16 protein-coding genes, 1 other RNA gene and 1 pseudogene are annotated in these 17,008 nt (G+C 42.6%); 9 read left to right on the top strand and 9 right to left on the bottom strand.

Annotated features, from left to right (window positions below; translation table 11 throughout):
• Positions 1-15 precede the first annotated feature (15 nt).
• Positions 16-612, top strand: a complete 597-nt coding sequence (gene ureG, locus IQ274_RS03565) for an urease accessory protein UreG (RefSeq protein ID WP_194141567.1) — start codon at positions 16-18, stop codon at positions 610-612.
• 135 nt (positions 613-747) lie between these two features.
• Here ureG and IQ274_RS03560 read toward each other — a convergent pair whose 3' ends face one another.
• Positions 748-2,634: an ABC transporter ATP-binding protein gene (locus IQ274_RS03560; protein WP_163928693.1), complete on the bottom strand. Its 1,887-nt coding sequence runs from the start codon at positions 2,632-2,634 to the stop codon at positions 748-750.
• 382 nt (positions 2,635-3,016) lie between these two features.
• On the opposite strand from IQ274_RS03560, the gene IQ274_RS03555 reads away from it, so the two are divergent.
• Together IQ274_RS03555 and IQ274_RS03550 are read left to right on the top strand one after the other, a co-directional pair.
• On the top strand, positions 3,017-3,247 hold the full coding sequence (locus IQ274_RS03555; RefSeq protein ID WP_163928694.1) for a hypothetical protein: 231 nt from the start codon (positions 3,017-3,019) through the stop codon (positions 3,245-3,247).
• Positions 3,228-3,509 (top strand): type II toxin-antitoxin system YafQ family toxin, encoded by a 282-nt coding sequence (locus IQ274_RS03550; RefSeq protein WP_194141566.1) that lies wholly within the window; start codon positions 3,228-3,230, stop codon positions 3,507-3,509. Before IQ274_RS03555 ends, IQ274_RS03550 begins: the two co-directional genes overlap by 20 nt.
• A gap of 203 nt (positions 3,510-3,712) precedes the next feature.
• Here the strand turns inward: IQ274_RS03550 and IQ274_RS03545 are convergent, their stop codons facing one another.
• Positions 3,713-4,282, bottom strand: a complete 570-nt coding sequence (locus IQ274_RS03545) for a single-stranded DNA-binding protein (protein ID WP_163928695.1) — start codon at positions 4,280-4,282, stop codon at positions 3,713-3,715.
• Between the two features lie 271 nt (positions 4,283-4,553).
• On the bottom strand, positions 4,554-5,810 hold the full coding sequence (locus tag IQ274_RS03540; protein WP_193867376.1) for an FAD-dependent oxidoreductase: 1,257 nt from the start codon (positions 5,808-5,810) through the stop codon (positions 4,554-4,556).
• Between the two features lie 175 nt (positions 5,811-5,985).
• On the opposite strand from IQ274_RS03540, the gene IQ274_RS03535 reads away from it, so the two are divergent.
• On the top strand, positions 5,986-7,344 hold the full coding sequence (locus IQ274_RS03535) for an ABC transporter ATP-binding protein (RefSeq protein WP_193867375.1): 1,359 nt from the start codon (positions 5,986-5,988) through the stop codon (positions 7,342-7,344).
• A gap of 20 nt (positions 7,345-7,364) precedes the next feature.
• Here the strand turns inward: IQ274_RS03535 and IQ274_RS03530 are convergent, their stop codons facing one another.
• Positions 7,365-7,982: an NUDIX hydrolase gene (locus IQ274_RS03530; RefSeq protein WP_163928717.1), complete on the bottom strand. Its 618-nt coding sequence runs from the start codon at positions 7,980-7,982 to the stop codon at positions 7,365-7,367.
• A gap of 118 nt (positions 7,983-8,100) precedes the next feature.
• A complete protein-coding gene (locus tag IQ274_RS03525) occupies positions 8,101-9,303 on the bottom strand; it encodes a phosphoglycerate kinase (protein WP_193867374.1) in 1,203 nt (400 codons plus the stop codon).
• A gap of 89 nt (positions 9,304-9,392) precedes the next feature.
• Between IQ274_RS03525 and IQ274_RS03520 the strand changes: the two genes are divergently transcribed.
• Positions 9,393-9,809, top strand: coding sequence for a universal stress protein (locus tag IQ274_RS03520; protein ID WP_193948439.1), 417 nt, complete (start codon positions 9,393-9,395; stop codon positions 9,807-9,809).
• 296 nt (positions 9,810-10,105) lie between these two features.
• Here IQ274_RS03520 and IQ274_RS03515 read toward each other — a convergent pair whose 3' ends face one another.
• Together IQ274_RS03515 and IQ274_RS03510 are read right to left on the bottom strand one after the other, a co-directional pair.
• A complete protein-coding gene (locus IQ274_RS03515) occupies positions 10,106-10,816 on the bottom strand; it encodes a GDYXXLXY domain-containing protein (protein ID WP_163928699.1) in 711 nt (236 codons plus the stop codon).
• A 169-nt stretch (positions 10,817-10,985) separates the two neighbouring features.
• Positions 10,986-12,407 carry a DUF2157 domain-containing protein gene (locus tag IQ274_RS03510; RefSeq protein WP_193867373.1) on the bottom strand — a complete coding sequence of 474 codons (1,422 nt, stop codon included), beginning with the start codon at positions 12,405-12,407 and terminating at the stop codon, positions 10,986-10,988.
• Positions 12,408-12,635: 228 nt separating this feature from the next.
• Here IQ274_RS03510 and IQ274_RS03505 point away from each other — a divergent pair, with 228 nt between their 5' ends.
• Positions 12,636-13,607 (top strand): RsmB/NOP family class I SAM-dependent RNA methyltransferase, encoded by a 972-nt coding sequence (locus tag IQ274_RS03505; protein WP_193867372.1) that lies wholly within the window; start codon positions 12,636-12,638, stop codon positions 13,605-13,607.
• A 568-nt stretch (positions 13,608-14,175) separates the two neighbouring features.
• Positions 14,176-14,625 (top strand): NUDIX hydrolase, encoded by a 450-nt coding sequence (locus tag IQ274_RS03500; protein WP_114085362.1) that lies wholly within the window; start codon positions 14,176-14,178, stop codon positions 14,623-14,625.
• 302 nt (positions 14,626-14,927) lie between these two features.
• On the opposite strand, the pseudogene IQ274_RS03495 reads toward IQ274_RS03500, so the two are convergent.
• Positions 14,928-15,095: pseudogene (locus IQ274_RS03495) on the bottom strand (peptidoglycan-binding domain-containing protein); the annotation flags it as partial.
• 310 nt (positions 15,096-15,405) lie between these two features.
• The gene (pip, locus tag IQ274_RS03490; protein WP_193867371.1) at positions 15,406-16,344 is read right to left on the bottom strand and encodes a prolyl aminopeptidase; all 939 of its coding nucleotides are present in this window, start codon (positions 16,342-16,344) and stop codon (positions 15,406-15,408) included.
• A 243-nt stretch (positions 16,345-16,587) separates the two neighbouring features.
• Here pip and IQ274_RS03485 point away from each other — a divergent pair, with 243 nt between their 5' ends.
• On the top strand, positions 16,588-16,854 hold the full coding sequence (locus tag IQ274_RS03485) for a YciI family protein (protein WP_012412163.1): 267 nt from the start codon (positions 16,588-16,590) through the stop codon (positions 16,852-16,854).
• Between the two features lie 37 nt (positions 16,855-16,891).
• Positions 16,892-16,988, top strand: an RNA gene (ffs, locus tag IQ274_RS03480) — signal recognition particle sRNA small type.
• Positions 16,989-17,008 lie beyond the last annotated feature (20 nt).

Raw genomic sequence — 17,008 nt, 5'->3', positions numbered from 1 at the left:
AAATGACAAATGGCAATAAACGCATTTAGAGTGGGAGTTGCTGGGCCAGTGGGTTCGGGGAAGACGGCTTTGGTGGATGCTTTGTGTAAGGGATTACGTGAACAGTATCAGATTGCGGTGGTGACGAATGATATTTATACTCAGGAGGATGCTCTGTTTTTAGTGCGTTCTCAGGCGTTGGCAAGCGATCGCATTTTGGGTGTAGAAACTGGCGGTTGTCCTCACACTGCCATCCGCGAAGATGCTTCCATGAATTTGGCGGCAATTGAACAGTTAGAAGAACGTTTTATCGATTTGGATTTGGTATTTTTGGAAAGTGGCGGCGATAACTTAGCTGCTACTTTTAGTCCAGAACTGGTGGATTTAACGATTTATGTAATCGATGTTGCGGCTGGTGATAAAATTCCCCGCAAAGGTGGCCCCGGCATTACTAAATCTGATTTGTTAGTAATTAACAAAATTGATCTAGCACCATACGTTGGTGCAGATTTAAGCGTGATGGAACGAGATGCTAAAAAAATGCGCGGCGATAAACCTTTTATTTTTACTAATTTAAAAACTCAGTCTGGACTTGCAGATGTAATTAATTTTGTTTGCATAAACATCTGTTGAAAAGAATTTTATAACCCACGGAGGTGGGTTTTGTCTATGTAGACGAGCCAGTGCGCCCTTGCGGCTTTGCCGACTTGTTCGCGCAGCGTCTCCTCTTGGGAGAAGCACCTGGCGTGCGGTTTCTAACCGCCCTTTCTATAAAGCCCTTAGATGCCGACTTCGCACCCGTTCAGCACTACCAGTAGGAATTGCAGCAATTAATTTTTGCGTGTATTCCTCTTTGGGTTCTTGGTAAATGCTTTCGGCTGTGCCTTCTTCAACAATTTGACCGCGATTCATGACTAAAATGCGATCGCTCATAAATTTCACCACACTTAAATCGTGAGAAATAAAGATATAAGTAAGCTGAAAATCTGACTGTAATTCTTTGAGAAGATTTAATACCTGCGCTTGTACTGAAACATCCAATGCTGAAACTGATTCATCACAAATGATAAACTTAGGATTCAATGCCAAAGAACGGGCTATGCAAATTCGTTGACGTTGACCGCCAGAAAATTGATGAGGATAGCGGTTCATCGCATCTGCACTCAACCCTACCCGTTCTAAGAGTTCGGTTACTCGCTGCCGTCGTTGTTGCTTTGTCTTCCCAACAGCGTGAATTAACAAAGGTTCCATAACTGCGTCCCCAATCTTCATCCGTGGATCGAGGGAACTAAAAGGATTTTGGAAGACTATTTGCATTTCCCGCCGCAATTTTTGCAATGGTTCTCCTTTGAGGTTAGTAATATCTTGTTTCTCAAAGATAATCTGCCCACTCATCGGTTCAATTAAGCGCAGCAAGGTTCTACCAAGGGTGGTTTTACCACAACCAGATTCTCCCACCAAACCTAGTGTTTCTCCTGGCTTGACATCAAAGGAAACTCCATTGACCGCCATATTGTAGCGTTTTGTCCCACCAAACACCCCGCGCACTGGAAAACCAACTTTCAGGTTGCGGATTTGCAGCAGGGGTTCCTTTTCATTGAAGTTTGCCAATCTTTCAGCAATCTCTTCGTTGGTGACTTCTATAGGTAGTGCAGGTTCTTTCGCCTGAATTACTACTTGTCCCGTTGCTGTCTCCTCTGCACTCATGTAGTCAGAAACAGTGAGTAATTTTTGGGGACGGCGGTTGAGTGTGGGGCGACAAGCGATCAAACCTTTAGTATATGGATGCTGAGGACTGCTGAAAATTTGATCGGAAAGACCAGATTCGACAACTTTACCTTTATACATCACCGCTACTTGGTCAGCAATTTCCGAAATTAGCCCCAAATCGTGGGTGATGAAAATCATTGCCATGTCACGGCTTTGCTGCAATTCTCGCAACAAATCCAAAATTGTAGCTTGCACCGTCACATCCAAAGCTGTGGTTGGTTCATCGGCAATTAAGATTAATGGGTTGCAAGAAATTGCCATTGCAATCATTACCCGTTGCAGCTGACCCCCAGAAAGTTCATGAGGGTAGCGTTCCAGCATGGCTTCTTTGTGTTCTTTAACCAACTGGGCCAACTTTGATGGTTCTGGTTTGGGTGAATTGGCATTGGTTTGATGCCAAGTTTCGATATACTGCTGTTGTATTTCCTCATCGTTAGGTAAAAGTTTAACCTCTTGTAGACCTGCGATCGCAATTTGTCGTGCTTGGGCTGCTGACACCTTTTGATGCCGCATAATCGCTTCTGTTAGCTGAAACCCAATGTCATAAACCGGATTCAGCGAACTCATCGGTTCTTGAAAAATCATGGCGATGTCGCCACCCCGGTGTAACTGCATTTGCTCAGGAGGCAATTTTACCAAATCGATGGGGTTGGCATTCTCCTGCGGACGAAACCAGATTTCACCGCCAGTAACTATACCGGGAGTTTGCAACAAACCCATCACAGCTAGGGCTGTCACTGATTTACCACTCCCCGATTCTCCTACTATTCCTAGAGTTTCACCTCGATGCAGTCCAAAGGAAATACCATCCAAAGCTCTGACAGTATTGCCATCACCGGGAAATTCAACTTGGAGATTGCGAACCTCTAGGACAGTTTCTCTCATAGGAGTTGGGTAGAAATATCAACTTAAAATTATTCGATTTTAACAATAGTCTTGATGTATATGCTAAGTAAATATGGTTTTTACACTTTTTAGCAGTTTTATCACATACTTCCACAATATACACGCATTTGCGATATAGAACTGCTTGTGACTTCTGCAAATTGCGATCGGCTCATGAGTTTAGTGATGATTGCCCTGCGATGCCTGCGGCGGCTACGCCTACCCTAATCTCTGCTTCTACTTTTCAGAAACATTTGCCCTTACTGCGGCTGTATACTATCATATTCTTGCCAAAATTTACCAAATGTAAGAAGCTGAGGCTTTGGATTTAGAGATTAAAATAGAGTCAGTAAAGGTAGGATTTACTTGATTAGGAGGTTCTATGATGACTTTACAAGAAATTATTAATTCTATTGAAAGTTTGCCCACAGAAGATCGAGAGTATTTATTTGAGTTTCTTCGCCAGCAACGAATTGAGAATCGGCGGGTTGAAATTTTGGCTAATGCTCAGGAAGTAATGCAGGCTTTTAAGAATGAGACAGCAAAGAGAGGAAGCGTTGATGATTTGATCGCTGATTTACTCGGAGATGATGATGGAAGTTGTCTGGAGTAGTGGATTTAAGCGATCTTTTAGGAAGATTATAAAGAAAAACCCACAATTAAAGAATCAAATTGTTAATGTCTTAAAGCTTTTGGCAGATGATCCATTTACACCGTCTTTGAAGTCTCATAAGCTAACAGGAAATTTAGCGGGTTTGTGGTCTTGTTCTGTTGCTTATGATTGTAGAATTATCTTTAATTTCTCTGAGGATGAGAAGTTGTTAGAAATGGTTATTTTATTGATTGATATTGGTAGCCATGATGAAGTCTATTAAAATGTAAAATAGAGGCTGAAGCTTGGGATTTAGAGATTAAAATTCTCTATCTCTAACTGTTCGATAGCTAAAGCCATTTCTCACGACAAGACGAAAAGTGTCAACACAGACAAAAAATAGCACATCCTAAAGGATGGCTATTTGTAGAAATTATCTAATTGTGATGTTAGTTAGCAAATTGAATACACGCTCAACTAACAACTTTAGAAGGGAATATCATCTGGATCTGGTTCTTCCGCTTTCACTGCTGGATAAGTGGTTCGCTCATAATTTGTAGATTGGGGTACGGGTTCGTAACTTGTCGCTTGGGGAGCAACGCCAACAGGATTTGCAGCCGGAGTAGGCGCTGGACGTGGTGACTCGTAAGTGTTAACTTCTTTCTGGGGAGGACGAGATGCTGATGGTTGTCGTGGAGCAGTTTCAGTGAATGATGGAGTTGCGGTTGCTGAAGGCAATGGATCGGTATTAAAACTACCTCCAACAGGTTGAATTTGTTGCACTGTCAATTCAGCGCGTTTTTCTTTAAAACCTTCCATCGGAACAGTATTCATGCCTAAACGCCCTACCAAGATGACGCGATCGCCTTGGTGGTAGTTTTGTTGAATTTCTGTCGCTAAATTCCCCCAACCGACAACTTTCAGGGTGGCTGGCGGGTCTTCTGGTTTCAGGGAATTGGGAAACTGCACCAGCATTTCCGTAACTCCCAAATTATCGGCTGTATAGCGGAGTTGCGGCTCGTTAATAATTTCCGCCATCAAAACGCAACTGTTCATTAAAATTACTCCTGACTGCAAAAAGTACTGATTGAAAAAGTTGGGGTTTTTCTATGTAGCGCCAATTAATATCTAGATATGTTTAATTGTTTGCATTTTTTAATAATGCCTGAGTTTTTAGTCCTTTCTAGCATAAAAGCCAAGCGATCGCTTTGAACAGCATTAAGTATGCCGTCCGCCACCCTCGCTTGACTAAATTGAGCATTCAATTCTGCATTGAGTAGTATAATTGTACCACTAGTTGAAGAAAGAGAAAAATTATTGGCAAAAATTAAGTCTTGACGTGAGAGGGGAAAACACCGAAGGCGATCAACCTGGCTGGTAGGTCGCGCAAGATGGGTAAGCGCAAAAACCCAGGTGGTACAAAGGTGCGATTTGAGGTGAGAACTGGCGCAAATACCCGTTTCTGGATAAAAGTTTGAAACGCCTGAATGATACGTGTGGGCAACTCGCGTTGACGCTGTACTTTTGCTAGGTCGCTAAGTTGTACTTGTCCGTTTTTGAGCGGTTTGCTGAGTACATTCGCGGCGACGACAGCATCTTGAATCGCGTAGTTAATCCCAACTCCACCCACGGGGGACATTATATGAGCAGCATCACCAAGGAGTAACAGTCCTGGACGATACCAGCGTTTAACGCGGCTGGACTCGACTGAGAGAAAAGCTATTTGTGACCAGTCATGTAAATTTTGGATGCGTTGCTGGAATTCTGGCACTACTTCCACAACAGATTTTTTTAATTCCTCCAAACCCTCAGTCCGCAGTTGTTGATAGCCTCCCTTGGGGATGACATAGGCAACTTGCCACTCATCACCACGGTCAAGCATGGCGATGATTTTACCTTGACCAAAGCGCCCCATTCCCCCCTCTGGGTCTTCTGGCTGGCGCGGTAGGCGAAACCAGAGGACATCCATTGGCGGCGAGGTTTCGATGGATTCAAACTCACCCAGGTGGCGTAAACGTGAGTGGCGACCGTCTGCACCCACCGTCAGTATTGCTCGGATTTCATGCCAACCACCGCCTCCCCGATAGCGGACACCTTGAATTACGCCATTTTCAGCAATTAAGTCTTGCACATTCGCACCCATTACCAGATGGAAACTAGGATATTTTTGTGCTTCTTGAGTGATAAACTCCAGAAATTTCACCTGGGGAAGCATTGTAATGTAGGGGTAGCGGGTTTTTAGGTGACTAAAATCTGCCAAAGTGACGGTATCTTCAGGTGTTTTAAACCTAATTTGGCGCATTTTGGCATGGGGGAGTTCTAGCAAGCGATCACTAAGTCCCAATTCTTCCATAATTTCCATCACCGACGGATGAATCGTATCACCGCGAAAATCGCGATCGAAGTCTTTGTGTGCTTCCAGTAGCATCACCGAAATGCCTTGACGCGCTAACAACAGCGCCAAAACTGCTCCGGCTGGGCCCCCACCCACAATGCAACAATCTGTGGTTTGTACATCTACAATGTCATGGATAGGGTTAACGCTTGGGTCTTGAGAAAGATTTTTAGGTACATCGGTAGTCATAACAACACCTTCAGATAGCCCTAAAATTTAGGATAGTTTGCTTTTGATTGTGCAAGCTGTTTTTTTTACTTTTCGTATTTACATAGAAGGTGTATTATGATGGGCGCTAAACCGTCATTGGTCATTAGTCATTTGTCCAATGCCCAATGCCCCATGCCCAATCCCCAAATTAGTTGTGTCCCAAGTTATTTTAGAAAACGTTTATAAAAGTTTTTCCTCACGTAAAGGCGAAGGTGTTACCTCACAAAACCAATCTTCTCCCACGCCTGGGGAGAAAACTGATGCAGCGCAAGAACGTGCGGGAAGTGTTAACGTCTTGCGACGGATTAACCTGACGATCGCAGATGGCGAGTTTATGGTGCTGGTAGGCCCTTCTGGTTGCGGGAAAAGTACCTTGCTACGGTTAATCGCTGGGTTAGAAGTAATGACTGGCGGTAATATCTGGGTAGGCGATCGCTTAATCAATGACCTACCACCCAAAGAACGCGACATCGCAATGGTGTTTCAAAATTACGCCCTCTATCCCCACATGACGGTGTATGACAACATCGCTTTTGGACTGCGCCGTAGGGGAAGCAGGGGAGACGAGGAGCATACTTCTCTACGAGAGGCTGCGCCAACGACTACGCTCAGTAACCGGGGGAGCAAAGGAGAAAATACCCCCTATATTCGGAAGTGGGCAGAAAATCTCTTCGTGGGGGCGACAAGAAAGTTACCTAAAGGATTGCGCTACACTTCTGAGAAAGAACGGGCGGTAGATCAGCAGGTGCGTAGTGTTGCCCAACTGTTACAAATCGAAACATTGCTAAATCGCTTACCCAAACAGCTATCTGGGGGACAAAGACAACGAGTTGCACTGGGAAGAGCGATCGCGCGTGACCCTCAAGTGTTTTTAATGGATGAGCCGCTTTCTAACTTAGATGCCAAACTACGGGCAGAAACCCGCGCCCAAATTGTAAAATTGCAGCGCCAACTGGGGACAACGACAATTTACGTTACCCACGATCAAACAGAAGCGATGACAATGGGCGATCGCATTGCGATTATGTCTGAGGGTAAAATTCAACAAGTTGCTTCTCCCCTAGAACTTTACAATCGCCCTGCCAATCTTTTTGTAGCAGAATTTATTGGTTCACCACCGATGAATTTTATTCCTGTAGAATTCCATGCCCCACAGTTGATTACGCATTCCCAGTTGCGTTTCACCCTGCCAGAAGTTTGGGGAAAAGCTTTACAAAAATATGATGGGAAAACTCTAATTTTAGGCATTCGCCCAGAACACTTGAACTTGAGTATGCCTGCTACCAAAAATCTACCAGTGCAAGTAGATTTGGTAGAGAATCTCGGTAATGATTCCTTTCTCGCTGTTAAGATTGCTGAACCGGGTTCTCAGCCTGCCACTACAGCCAATTCTCTACAAGTGCGAATCCCACCAGATCGTCTTGTACAACCTGGTGAGCAACTATGGTTATCGCTAACTCCAGAGAAAATTCACTTTTTTGACCCGGAAACCCAGTTAGCAATATTTCCTTAAAAGTATCCGCATCTAATTAGTTAATCAAAATCTGTCGGTAAATCTGGTTGGCGATAATGTTGAAAAAGCCGCGTGATTTGCACTGGTGTCACACGTCCCAGAGAAAGTTCTGGTAACGCATCTTCAGAGAAAAAACCTACATCTTCAGTTTCAATACTTGATGATGGAGAACCACCGATAAGTTCACATTTAAAAAACAGCTTATAGACATAAAAAGGCAACGGTGGATGTCCCTGTTTGTTTCTATCATAAACTGCTAGTAATTTAATAGCGCGTGCTTGATATCCAGATTCTTCATATACTTCTTTAACAACTACTTCACTGGGTGACTCGCCAACATCAGCCCATCCACCAGGTAAACTCCAACAACCGTCTGCTTTTTCTTTGACTAACAATATAGTATTTTCGTAAAAAATAGCTGCCCGCACGTCAACTTTGGGAGTTGCATATCCGACTTCACGGCCAAATAAATCGAGGACATAGCTGTGTTCTACGTTCGAGTAAGTCGCCATGATTTCTGTGGCGATCGCTCGTAATTGTTTATAGCGTTCAATATCGAAAGGCCCTTCAGAATAGGTTAGACCATTTTGAGCGATCGCTTGTAACTTTTGCGCCCACTCCAGCCATTTAGTTTCCATATTTAGGGATTGGGGATTGGGTACTGAGGATTGGGCATTGGGGATTGGGCATTGGGATTGGAAAATAGTATTTTTAATCTTATTTCCCGTTCCCCATTCCCCATTCCCCATTTCCTACTTACGCATCATCTAAAGCTGCAATTCCAGGCAATACTTTGCCTTCAAGTAACTCCAAGCTAGCGCCGCCGCCGGTGGAAATGTGGCTCATTTGGTCTGCTAAACCAACCTTTTCCACAGCCGCTACTGAGTCACCACCACCAATGATGGTGGTTGTACCAGTTTTACCAATTTCAGCGAGAGTATGAGCGATCGCTTCCGTACCTGCCGCAAACTTATCAAACTCAAATACACCCATTGGCCCGTTCCAAATTACCGTTTTGGTATCTGCAAGGGCTTCTTGGAAAAATTTCACCGAGTCTGGCCCAATATCCAAACCCATCCAACCATCGGGGATATTCTCAATGCTAACGGTTTGAGAATTGGCATCAGGGGCAAAGTTATCTGCCAATACCACATCTGTAGGCAGCAATAAAGCAACACCCCGTTCTTTAGCCTTAGCTTCCAAAGACTTCGCTAGTTCTAGCTTGTCTTCTTCTACCAACGACTTACCAACACTCAAACCACGGGCTTTGTAGAAGGTGAAAATCATCCCACCGCCAATAATCAGCTTGTCGCACTTCTCCAACAGGGTTTCAATTACACCAATTTTGCTGGAAACTTTGGAACCGCCAATAATTGCCGCCAAAGGACGCTGGGGATTTTCAATAGCGTTTTGCAGATATTGCAATTCCTTCTCAACCAAATATCCAGCCACAGAAGGGCTGAGGAATTTAGTCACACCTTCAGTAGAAGCATGGGCGCGGTGTGCAGTACCAAAAGCATCATTTACATAAAAATCAGCATTGGCAGCCAACTTTTTCGCAAATTCTGGGTCGTTTTTCTCTTCTTCTTTGTAAAAACGGACATTTTCTAGTAATAGCACTTGGCCATTTTGCAAAGCGGCAACTTTTGCTGCAACTTCATCGCCAATAGAGTCATCAGTTTTAATGACTTCTTGCCCCAGTAACTCAGAGAGACGCTTGGCAACGGGAGTTAGGCGTAATTTGTCATCCACACCCTTGGGACGGCCAAAATGACTTGCGAGAATGACTTTAGCACCCTTCTGCGTTAAATCTTGGATGGTTGGGAGAGCGGCGCGAATGCGAGTATCGTCGGTAATGTTGCCTTGATCGTCCACAGGCACGTTAAAGTCAACCCGCACTAAGGCACGTTTCCCAGATATATCAGCTGAAGATAAACTTGCTAAACTTTTTTTGGACACACCAAACTCTCCTGATTGCCTTTTTGTTATTGTTTTGAAAGTAGAACCATCAAGATTTTACCGGAGTCAGGGGTACCCAAGTGACAGAGATATTTAAGACAGTACTATTTCCTATCGATCAAAGCCGGGAAACGCGGGAAGCTGCTGATGTTGTTACCAACGTAGTCAAAAAGTACAGCAGTCGCTTGGTGCTGCTGTCTGTGGTAGAAGAACCGCCTCCAGATGCTCCAGATGTGCCTAGTGCAGATCCGATGGTCTCACCAGAAGTAGTTGCAAAACTGCTAGAAAATGCCCAATCTTTATTTTCAGGGCAAGGAATTCAATCCGAAATTCTGGAAAGGCAAGGTAAACCAGCTTTTACTATCTGCGATGTCGCTGATGAAATTGGGGCTGATTTAATTATTATGGGCTGCCGGGGGCTAGGCTTGACTGAAGAGGGAGCGGATGATAGTGTGACAACTCGCGTGATTAACCTTTCCCCTTGCCCAGTGCTGATTGTGCCTTAGTAAGCTGTTAAGCATTTAATTGGCACCTTGAGATCGCAGGGTGGCAGGGGGCAAGAGGGTTTGCAGCTTTTATTACCATTAAAATGATGCAATTTAAATGACGATTAGCTTAGTAGTCAGTGTCTCCAGCAATTAATTATGTCTTATCCAAAACCCTTGTAGAGGCGTAGCAATGCTACATCTGTACAAGGGTTTTCGGAAAAGTCTAATGACAAACAGAAAATTCTGAGCGTCGCCTGGTGACGCTCAGAACTTTGGAAATAAACCTTCCATGTTTACATGCTTTGCCTAACAGCTTAAAAGCGATAGTTGCGATCGCGTACCCACATACTAACTGGAACAGCTTTACCCTGTGGATCTACTTTCGCTTTCACCACAATGGGGGGTACTTGTCCTCTGCGGGCGCGTTGGGTTCGCAAATCGTTGCTAATCTGCTGACGTTGGTTTTCTGGGATGTAATAGGTTTCCAAACCGTAGTTAACGGAACCATCCTGATAAACACCTTTTAAGGCTACCTGATTGGCTCTTAGAGATGTTGGGCGATCACGACTTACTCGTAATGGTCTCCAAGCTCTAGGAACACCATTACCAGTGGATAGTTGCTCTTGCAAAGTCACGTAGATATTGGTTCCTTCAGGCAATCTTCTGCCGCTTCCACGACCTTTGCTGACAATTGTTTGCCAACCAGGTAATCTACTCAAATTTGAGGTACGGGATATGTTGTAATCTAGCGCTAAGGTATTACCGTCTAGTACATTGTTCGGGTCTACAGGTACGGTTTGCAAAATCACCGTTTTACCTGTCACATCTGTATAAACGGCTTGGGCTGGTACTGCCATAATTAACCCTGTTTGTAGCGCCAGGGGAGCTAGTAACCGCCAAAAAGGTAAGGGCTTATTCGATTTTTGTTCAGTAGCAATCAAGTAATCCCGAAAAGTCACCTTACTGGAGAACTCGGCTTCGGGAGACAAGGTTTTATTTTTAGATTCAGAAGAACTATTAGTCATGAGCGTAGTCCTAAAAAGCAGAGGAATTGAGGAGGTCAAAAGTAACGAGATTAGGACTAACGCAGAGAAACTTTAAAAATTTTGACGCACAGAGATAGAGATGTTGATGATGGGGAAATTCCTGAATTCTGTTAGCGTTGCGGGGCATTTAGCCCATGCTGAATTTGTACTATTTTTTACTTGCAGAGCTAGAGCCACCAGGTAAACGGCGTTCAAACCAGAGTCCAGCGCTAATTAAAGCGGAACCGCACAAGATAAAGACTAGAGACTTGAAAAGTAAGTCGGTGTCGTACTCTTGCACGCGACTGATAATTTGCAGTGTCACTAACAGCATACCGCCCCAAAAGGAACTTCTGTTGCTTAATTTCAATCCTTCTTGAATTAGTCCCCATGCTAATGTTGCTAGAAGTACATTGAAAATAAAAACACCAAGTTCATCAATCCGACTGATAGTTTGATGCCAAAAAGGTACTATGGCAATAAAGGCAAGAAAAGTACCAATAACAGCAGTTGTGAAAATCACTTCGCGGCGCGGAGGATTATTTCTTTGACGCAGTAGAAATAACCATTGCAATACCGCCAAGCCACTGAGAATCCCCAAATCGATGATCGGCAGAGACTGGAACAAGTTTGTCAAGTTCGTTGGCTGATTATAACCATAATTTGGAGATTCCCAAACCCAACGAAAAGACAGAACATAAAACACACCACCAAAGCTAACCAACGCTAAATTACGTGCCAGAGATTGAAACAACCTGTAATTTATGGTTGGAAACAGCAGATCGTCATAACTCCAGAATAATGCAGGTGGGAGTGCAAAAGCAAAAGATGCCACCCAAGGCGCTATATCAGCATAATTCAGCAGTGGCAGAGGATTAAGGTTAGCTTGTAATGAACTAGCGAAAACAAAGGCTGCTAGACCAAAAATCCAGCGCGATCGGCAGAAGTAGGCTAAGGGGACAAATACCAGCCATGCCAACAAAGGCAAATGCTGCACCACTAACCGCGACCAAGTTAACTCTCCTGTTGCGTACCATAAGTCTTCTAATCCCGTCCAATACCCGATTTCCACGAGGACAATTGACAGAATTCCTAAAGAATTTATGGACAAACTGAAGGCCATCACCACAACACCCAACCCCCAGGCGAGAAAAAGTTGGGAAGTTGAACCGGCGATATTGAACATCTGGGCCATCAGCAGTATATTTGCGCCGAAAATGAAGGCGCTTAAAATGAGCAACCCTTCTCCCAGTAAGCGTTTACTTTTTTGTGGCTTCTTTCCTTCAGGTGTTATCCAATTGTAAAAACCGGTAATAGCGATCGCAAAAAACAAACTCATCATCAGAATAAATTTGACTTCCCGCGAACCTCCCTGCCAGTTTCCTGATACAAAGGTAATTATGCCTAGGCATAAAAGGATGCTGCCTACAGTGATCGCTATTGCTTTATTGCGATCGCGTACAGCAGCTTCCAGGTTTTTAAATTGATAACGTTCTGCTATTTGCTCATACAGCGAAGAACTAATTAATCCTTCATCCCTCCATAGTTGTGCTTCTTTGCGTAACTTTTGCGGAAAACTATCTAAGAACATGACCTTCTCCGGTGCAGTGGGGTAGCTTGGCCATTGCGTTCTGAATGGCGGTCATTATATTTTGAGTATGAAGCCAAAAGGCTTGATTACATTGTTCTTGTGTAACAGTTTGATTTGGATTTTGATACAACCTAATTCGTAATTAAGAAGCGTCATCTTTCATATTGATTTCCACACAATTGCATCTCTACTCTGATTTGTGAAAATTTTTATTATTTATATATCCAAATGGAAAAACCTTCTAATTTATTACTTAAAGTCTCACGGCGTTTGTTCACTAATCTAGATGAACAAGAAAAATTTATTGAGGCTTTAATGAATCCTCAGCCTTTTTCACCCAGTATTCTTTGGTGTAAAGAAAAGCCAGATTTTTCACCTTTAGCAGTGGAAACACCAACCTATTGGCAACCACAATTTACTGACCGTTTATGCTTGGGAGAAAAACCCGGTCAGCATCCCTTCCATCAACAAGGATATTTCTATTGTTTAGATTTCTCTTCAATATTTGCAGCTACTACTTTGTTAGCAATTCCTCAGTCAGTGCATTTAGTTTTTGATATGTGTGCCGCGCCAGGAGGTAAAAGTGTCTTCGCTTGGAAAGCTTTACAACCTGAATTACTCATCAGTAATGAAGTAATTGGTAAACGTCTAGGAATGCTAATTTCCAATTTGAAACGTTGCCAGATTAGCCCTAGCGCAGTGGTTAATAGAGATTCGAGTATATTTGCCGAAATGTTTCCCTACTCTAGCAGCTTAGTAATAGTAGATGCTCCTTGTACTGGGCAATCTTTACTTGCTAAAGGTGAAAAAGCACCCGGATGTTTTCACCCAACTGCTATTAACAAGAGTGCAAATCGGCAAAAGCGAATTATAGCTAACTCTGCTAAACTTGTTTCACCACAAGGCTATTTAGCTTATATGACTTGCACATATTCACCCGAAGAAAATGAGCAAGTTTGCGAATGGTTTTTAGAACGCTTTTCACAGTTTCAGGCGATAGAAATTAGTAATTTAACTAAATATCAGTCGCATTTAACTACAATACCTTGTTATCGGATGTTTCCTCAAGATAGGTTAGGTGCTGGTGCGTTTACAGTTCTATTTAAAAATACTAATGAAAATCAAGATGAGCAGAAAGAAGTAGATTTAAATGCAATATCTTCGCTGTATATCTACCAAAATCTGAAAAAGTCAAGTTAATACATTGGTGGTATATCTTCTGGCATTAAACCAGAAGATGTGATGTTTATAAGAGGGCTGCATTTGTCAATCAGCCATCAGGAGTACACTTTTTAAGTGAGTTGACTTTATATTAAGACCATAGATATTGCAATTCTTATATAGATGCAAAACGTGGTGTATACAAAACATTTTTCATCTACATCAACCTCAACCCACCCCTTTAAAAACTTCATAATCTCCTTCCCAGTTCTAACTAGGAATGCAACTAGAAGGCTCCGCCTCTAGTCTAAGCGGTAGAGTTAAATAAGTGGGCATGAATAATTAAAGGTTTGTAGTCAGGGCTAAAGCCGCTTACTAAGAGCCAATTTACTTGATTTTATATTCCTTAACATAGTTTGATGTATTCTTGCCCACAAACAAGATGACGAAATTAATAAAAAACTTTCAATAATTAACTCTTATGGATAATAAAATTTTTTTAACCTCATCCTAACCTAAATTTAACCAAAACTTATCCGGTATCAGCGTTAGACTTTTTGAAATAACCATTATACAAAAAAGCTAAACCGTACAGGATGTAAATTACATGGGTCGAAAAGTCAGCAAAGTGTTTAAACAATCTGGGGTGATTCCTTATAGAGTGAACAATGGCAAAGTTGAAATCTTGCTAATCACGACCCGTAACTTTCAACACTGGGTGATTCCAAAAGGAGATATTCCTAATGGCATGAGTCCGCCCGCTTCAGCAGCCAAAGAAGCTTGGGAAGAAGCAGGGGTGATTGGGCAGGTAGACACCAATGAACTGGGCACTTACAAGTACCGTAAAGGAGGCAAAAGTTATCGTGTCAAGATGTATTTGTTACCAGTTGAGATGCTGAGTGAAGATTATCCAGAAGCAAGTAAAAGAAAACGGCAGTGGGTAGAAGTGACTACAGCTATCAGGTGGGTTAAGTTTAGTTCGCTCAAACGAATTCTTAAAGGTTTTTTCCAGGTTAAATCTCATTTTTGTGCATTTCAAGATACTAGTCATATATAGAAATACATACTAAATAAGCATAATTAAATAAGCCAAAAAGCCTGGTTCGTAGTCAGCAATTCATCGTTAATAGCAAGTTTTACTAGAACTAAAGTCCTTACTACAAACTTTAATTTATTTACACCTAGCTACTTATTGAGAAGCCATCGAAGCAACATAAGCGACTTTCAATAAGTAGCTAAATATTTAAAACAACTGTACTTGCTAATCAAAATAAGTAAATATTAGATGTAAGGTATCACCTATGTTTACATCAATTTCATGGTGAGTATGGGTCTATGTATTGAGTAAGCTTATCCATTCTAAATCCACAGTAAAGCAACCCAAGTTTTTATACCGACAATTCCATCAGCTTGCATTTTCTTAGATGTTTGGAAATTAACAATTGCATTCTTAACTGACTCAGAAAACTTCCCATCAATGGCATCAGTATATAATCCAATATCTTTTAATTGCTGTTGTAATTGTTTGACCCTAAGCCCAGAATCTCCTAGCTGTAAACCATTAAATTAAAATCCTTAACCTTTTTGAACAGTACAATACTGGACTTATCAGAGGCTCTAATCAAATTTATGCTATTTTTAGATGTTTTAGTAAATTACGCCTAATGTGAATTAAAGAGGTTGAGATTGGAAAGTGAGAACATTGATACCAAAACGGCGACGAAGTAATAATAGTGTAAGTTTCCTGTTTCACAAGGGATTGCTTTGTTGTGGGTTTGGTCTTACATCCCCTTTCTTGGCGAACTTCTCCGTTCTACAAGCTCAGTATTCAACCTAATTAAATATTATCTGTTGCTTCAATCAAAGCATTACGAATTCCTGGTTCACTCATCGAATGTCCGGCATCAGAAACCACTATAAATTCTGCTTCTGGCCAAGCTCGATGTAATTCCCAAGCTGATATCATTGGGCAGACTACATCGTAGCGTCCTTGAACAATTACAGCCGGAATATGGCGGATACGGTCTACATTTAAGAGTAATTGATCTTCTGTTTCAAGAAAGCCCTTATTCATAAAGTAATGGCATTCAATACGTGCAAAAGCTGAAGCAAATTCGCTCTCACCAAACTTTTGCATGAGTTCTGGGTCTAAAAAAAGTCTACTGGTACTAGCTTCCCAAATTGACCAAGCACGCGCCGCTGCTAATTGAATTTCTAAATCGGGACTGGTCAAGCGTTTGTAATATGCTGCGATCATATCATCACGTTCTGCGATCGCAATTGGTTCGACATAAGCTTCCCAAGCATCAGGAAAAATATAGCTAGCACCTTCTTGGTAAAACCATCGCAACTCTTTTTGCCTCAGCATAAAAATACCACGGAGAATTAATGCCGTGCAGCGAGAAGGATGGGTTTGGCTGTAGGCTAATGATAAAGTGCTACCCCAACTACCACCGAAAACCGCCCACTTTTCTATACCTAAATGTTGGCGCAGTTTTTCGATATCACTGACTAAATCCCAAGTGGTATTTTCTCGTAATTCAGCATGGGGCGTACTTTGACCACAACCACGCTGGTCAAACATCACTATCCGCCATTTTTCTGGGTGGAAATATTGCCGATAAAAAGGTGGACATCCACCACCAGGCCCACCATGCAGCAAAACGATGGGTTGACCTTGGGGGTTTCCTGACTCTTCAAAATGAATGGTATGTAAGTCGGAAACCTGTAAACTACCTTCTCGGTAAGGCTCGATCGCTGGGTAAAGTTCTCGCATTTTAGAAATTTTATCAGTAATGTTGTCATAAACCGCAGTGCGCCCTTGCGGTTCCCTGATTTGTACGAAGCAAGCTACGCTCTTAGCGTTCCCGCAGGGTAGCAACGGGCGCAGCGCTGAGAAAAATTAAGATATTTTACGAGTCACCTTGAAAGGGCTACTCCTAAAAATATCTTGATTCGCTCAGAAGCTTTGATTATTCCCAATCCAAAATCCAAAATTATTATGAGAGGTCGCAAGTAAATGCCGTGGTTTGTCAAAATTGAAGAAGGGAAAGTCGATAAACCTACCTTTGACCAATATGTACCTGCCCACAAAGCCTACATCCAGGACTTGATTGCTAAAGGACACAAAGCACGAACGGGCTATTGGGCAGAACAAAGAGGCGGAATGTTGCTGTTTGAGGCAGCCTCTAAGGAGGAAGCAGAAGCAATTGTCGCTGATGACCCGTTGGTAAAACACGGCTGCGTCAACTATCAACTTTACGAATGGCGAATTGTTATGGAATAACACACACTTACTGGTTTTTCATGTTATGCTTTTAGAAGACCTGGATCTATGCGATTGCAACACCCAAATCTTGTCAGAACCGGAAGGTAGCAGCAACACGGGAGGCTTGTAATAGGCGTAGTCTCCGGGTCGCCCTATTTTTAGGAGCGGTCAG

The sequence above is a fragment of the Nostoc sp. LEGE 12447 genome, assembly GCF_015206985.1.
Classification (GTDB): domain Bacteria; phylum Cyanobacteriota; class Cyanobacteriia; order Cyanobacteriales; family Nostocaceae; genus Nostoc.
The sequence above is the reverse complement of the archived record's forward strand: the minus strand, read 5'-3'. Positions and strand labels throughout refer to the sequence as shown.

Coding starts and splice junctions, on each gene's coding strand:
- IQ274_RS03500 (WP_114085362.1), top strand. CDS start 14,176: ATGGGTCGAAAAGTCAGCAAAGTGTTTAAACAATCTGGGGTGATTCCT.
- IQ274_RS03550 (WP_194141566.1), top strand. CDS start 3,228: ATGGAAGTTGTCTGGAGTAGTGGATTTAAGCGATCTTTTAGGAAGATT.
- IQ274_RS03510 (WP_193867373.1), bottom strand. CDS start 12,407: ATGTTCTTAGATAGTTTTCCGCAAAAGTTACGCAAAGAAGCACAACTA.
- IQ274_RS03515 (WP_163928699.1), bottom strand. CDS start 10,816: ATGACTAATAGTTCTTCTGAATCTAAAAATAAAACCTTGTCTCCCGAA.
- IQ274_RS03545 (WP_163928695.1), bottom strand. CDS start 4,282: ATGAACAGTTGCGTTTTGATGGCGGAAATTATTAACGAGCCGCAACTC.
- IQ274_RS03540 (WP_193867376.1), bottom strand. CDS start 5,810: ATGACTACCGATGTACCTAAAAATCTTTCTCAAGACCCAAGCGTTAAC.
- IQ274_RS03560 (WP_163928693.1), bottom strand. CDS start 2,634: ATGAGAGAAACTGTCCTAGAGGTTCGCAATCTCCAAGTTGAATTTCCC.
- pip (WP_193867371.1), bottom strand. CDS start 16,344: ATGCGAGAACTTTACCCAGCGATCGAGCCTTACCGAGAAGGTAGTTTA.
- IQ274_RS03555 (WP_163928694.1), top strand. CDS start 3,017: ATGATGACTTTACAAGAAATTATTAATTCTATTGAAAGTTTGCCCACA.
- IQ274_RS03505 (WP_193867372.1), top strand. CDS start 12,636: ATGGAAAAACCTTCTAATTTATTACTTAAAGTCTCACGGCGTTTGTTC.
- IQ274_RS03530 (WP_163928717.1), bottom strand. CDS start 7,982: ATGGAAACTAAATGGCTGGAGTGGGCGCAAAAGTTACAAGCGATCGCT.
- IQ274_RS03485 (WP_012412163.1), top strand. CDS start 16,588: ATGCCGTGGTTTGTCAAAATTGAAGAAGGGAAAGTCGATAAACCTACC.